The following is a 3,806-nucleotide window of genomic DNA, read 5'->3' on the forward strand; positions in this document are numbered from 1 at the left end:
GTTCAGTATTGGTGACAGACCACCACAAGTATCCAACCTCAATTCTGTTCACAAGACCATCGTTGATGTTCTCGGCGAGCGATACCGTCGAATTTATTCTTAAAGTAGGTGCGGAATGACGGGTATATTTTCGTATCGACACGTTTATTCTCAGAGTGAATACCTCTTACTGACAGAATGGTTCGACAAGGGTGTGCCAGCACGTGCCTTTTGACAATCGCGCCCAAATCCCGCTTTAATCAGACAAGCGCCCGTTGTCAGTGCCTCCGATCTTGCTCTGACAACGCTCTCTTTTAAAACGGAACACTTCAATAGCGGAACTATGACTATACGACTCGTTGCCCCAGCGTTACTCTTGCTTTTACTGACGTCTGGACCGGAGGTTCACGCGCAACCCCTTGTGCCGTCAAAAGACGCCACGGTGGCACCGTACCTGCTGCCCGACGCGCCAACATTCGACCAGACTATCCCACAATTTCGCACGCGCTATAACCTCAGCAACCCCTCATTACCGATGGGTGAATTCCGCACGGTGGATACTAGAGAGCCTGCCGCACCGCTGACGCGGGCTGCGAGCAGAATCAATGCCCAACTCTACGCCTCAACCGCGCTGGAGCGAGGCACCGGCAAAATAAAAACCATGCAACTGACCTACCACCCTCAGGCGGGCTATCCTGAAACCGGCGCTCGCCGTGCGCAGGCTATCCAGTATATGGCCGCGCTGCTGCGTCACTTCATTCCCTCGCTCTCCGAGGAACAAAGCAGCAAGAAGATTACGGAATTGCTGGATATCGGCAAACGTCAGGGCTTTTACCAACAAACGGGAGGCGCATTGCGATATGTAGTGGCAGATAATGGGGAAAAAGGGATAACATTCGCTGTTGAACCGATTAAGCTAACTCTATCTGAACCGTGATCGCGCTGGCATTGAGTGATGAAAATCCGAGCGTCTCGCGGGTTTGGTCTCTATACTGTCTGAAAAATAAAATTACTTGCTATCCCTATTCGGAGGAAAAAAGATGCGTCATCCATTAGTAATGGGTAACTGGAAGCTGAACGGCAGCACGCACATGGTTATCGAGCTGATCGCCGGTTTGCGTAAAGAACTCAGCACAGTGACTGGCTGCAACGTCGCCATCGCGCCGCCCGAGCTGTATCTGGATCAGGCAAATCATCAATTGGCCGGTGGCCGCATTGCGCTCGGCGCACAGAACGTCGATGTTAACCTGTCCGGTGCCTACACGGGAGAAACCTCTGCCACCATGCTGAAAGACATCGGTGCGAAATACATCATCATCGGCCACTCCGAACGCCGCACCTACCACAAAGAAAGCGATGCATTCATTGCGAAAAAATTTGGCGTGTTGAAAGAAGCCGGACTGATCCCCGTGTTGTGCATTGGTGAAACTGAAGCCGAAAACGAAGCTGGTGAAACCGAAGCGGTTGTCGCCCGTCAGTTGGATGCGGTATTGAGCACATTGGGTGCCACAGCCTTCAACGATGCGGTTATCGCCTACGAACCCGTATGGGCCATTGGCACTGGCAAATCAGCAACCCCGGCTCAGGCACAAGCGGTGCATAAGTTTATCCGTGACCATATCGCCAAGCAGGACAAAGCGGTCGCCGATCAGGTCATCATTCAGTACGGTGGTTCGGTCAACGCAGCCAACGCAGCAGAACTCTTCACGCAGCCGGACATCGACGGCGCACTGGTAGGTGGCGCGTCGCTGAAAGCCGATGCCTTTGCCGTGATCGTAAAAGCCGCCGCAGAAGCCAAGCGCGCGTAATGCGGTAATACTGCAACAACGCGTCTGTTTTACGGATGCGCTGTTTTACTCTCTTGTTCCCACCTCTTGCTGTACTCCTTTTCTGAAACTCTTGTACCGCCTCGCACCAGGCACTTAATCATTCGCAGTGAATTTTTCACGTTACTAAATTAAAAATTTTATTTCTGAAAAACAAAAACCCCATTTACGGGATTAAATATTTTAAATGTTTGGATATTTATTATTTTCTATAAAACCTACCTTTTACCTCAAGACGTATACGTCTCAAATCACACCGTAATCATCATGCCACGCTGTACTACGCTCTATGAAGGGAGAAAGCGCCTCAGTGACGCCATCCCTATAAAATTGATAATTAAGGAAAATGGCGGTCTATTACGGAGATATCACCATGCCCTTTGACGAATCCAGCAATACTTTCAGCCCCTATGTTTCAACCGGACATCTGCCGGACCAGGACACCGTTACACAATTGATTCAGGAAGCCCACCAGCGTTTCGGGCAGAACCACGAGGGCGTCGTTTCTAAGGTTTATCCTGCACTTGAACGCGTGCCTCCCGCGCTCTATGGCATTTGCATGGTTGGCACTAACGGCGCAGTACACGCCGCAGGTGATGTGGATTATGAGTTCACCATCATGAGCGTATCGAAGCCCTTTGTCTTTGCGCTGGTGTGTCAGGCACTGGGTGCCCGCGTCGCACGCGAAAAGTTGGGCGTAAACAGTACCGGTATGCCGTTCAACTCTGTCACGGCCGTTGAGTTCACCGCAGACGCCCGCACCAATCCGATGGTGAATCCGGGGGCAATCGCCACCACCAGCCTGATCCCCGGCAACACCAGCGACGAGAAATGGAATTTTATTTACAACGGGTTATGCGGTTTCGCGGGCAGAGAACTCACCCTTAACGAGGAAGTGTATCAATCCGCCAGTGAGACCAATTTCCACAATCGCGGCATCGCCAATCTGCTTTACAGCTATGGGCGGCTCGGCTGCGATCCGGCCATTGCCGTTGATTTATATACCCGCCAATGCTCACTCAACATCAGCGCCCGCGATCTGGCGGTGATGGGGGCGACGCTGGCCGATGGTGGCGTTAACCCCGTCACCCGCGACCGCGTGGTCAACAATGACGTGTGCCATTACGCCCTGGCCGTGATGGTCACCGCTGGGCTGTATGAAACATCCGGCGACTGGCTCTACGATATCGGCCTCCCCGGCAAGAGCGGCATTGGCGGCGGCATCGTCACTGTCTCGCCCGGTAAAGGTGGTTTAGGCACCTTTGCGCCCCTACTTGACGGTGCGGGCAACAGCGTCAAAGGCCAGTTGGCCGCACGCTTTCTCTCCCGCAGCCTAGGTATGGATATGTTCGTCTCCGAACCTTACACCGAAAAAAGCTGATCATCGTTGCTGTAACCAACGCAAAAATTCGCATAAAAATCTAAGGACAATAAGGGGATAACCATTATGGTGAATCAATCAACACCGCACACAGTGACAGACGAGAAAGCGTCATGGATACCGATGATCACCATCGCACTCGCCCAGATTCTGATGTCATTCAACGTCGCCTCACTCCCCGTCGCGCTGGGTGGTATGGTGAACAGTTTCAATGTGCCGCCCACCACCATTGCGACGGGTATCGTCGTCTATTCACTGTCCGTCGCCGGTTTCGTTATGTTGGGTGCAAAACTCAACCAGCGATTTGGCCCACTGATCATCTTCCGCTCTACCGTGCTGCTGTTCGGTGTCGCTCAGGTGATGATGACTTTCAGCCCTAACGCCACCATCATGATCAGCGCACAGGCGCTCAGCGGCCTGACGGCGGCAGCGTTAGTGCCCTCACTGGTGGCACTGATTGCGGAGAATTATCGCGGTGCACAACAAGCCACCGCGCTAAATAACTGTTCCGAATAGTAGATCACCTGAAGGGAACTCAGTCCGAGTTGAGCGATCTGATCAATCGATAAAGATCCCAAATCATCAACCGGACTGAGCGATGTCGAGCATAGCACCGATAC

General features: G+C 52.6%; 3 protein-coding genes and 1 pseudogene. All 4 read left to right on the forward strand.

Annotation, left to right across the window (positions count from 1 at the left end; translation table 11 throughout):
- The first annotated feature begins 322 nt into the window (after positions 1 to 322).
- Positions 323 to 916, forward strand: a complete 594-nt coding sequence (locus ACTBDZ_RS15890; RefSeq protein WP_438816031.1) for a DUF1454 family protein — start codon at positions 323 to 325, stop codon at positions 914 to 916.
- A gap of 103 nt (positions 917 to 1,019) precedes the next feature.
- Positions 1,020 to 1,787 (forward strand): triose-phosphate isomerase, encoded by a 768-nt coding sequence (gene tpiA / locus ACTBDZ_RS15895; protein WP_252320161.1) that lies wholly within the window; start codon positions 1,020 to 1,022, stop codon positions 1,785 to 1,787.
- Between the two features lie 391 nt (positions 1,788 to 2,178).
- On the forward strand, positions 2,179 to 3,186 hold the full coding sequence (gene glsA / locus ACTBDZ_RS15900) for a glutaminase A (RefSeq protein ID WP_438816032.1): 1,008 nt from the start codon (positions 2,179 to 2,181) through the stop codon (positions 3,184 to 3,186).
- A gap of 66 nt (positions 3,187 to 3,252) precedes the next feature.
- A pseudogene (locus tag ACTBDZ_RS15905) lies at positions 3,253 to 3,684 on the forward strand (MFS transporter); the annotation flags it as partial.
- Between the last annotated feature and the right edge of the window lie 122 nt (positions 3,685 to 3,806).

This window comes from Symbiopectobacterium sp. (assembly GCF_051710365.1).
Taxonomy (GTDB): Bacteria; Pseudomonadota; Gammaproteobacteria; order Enterobacterales; family Enterobacteriaceae; genus Symbiopectobacterium.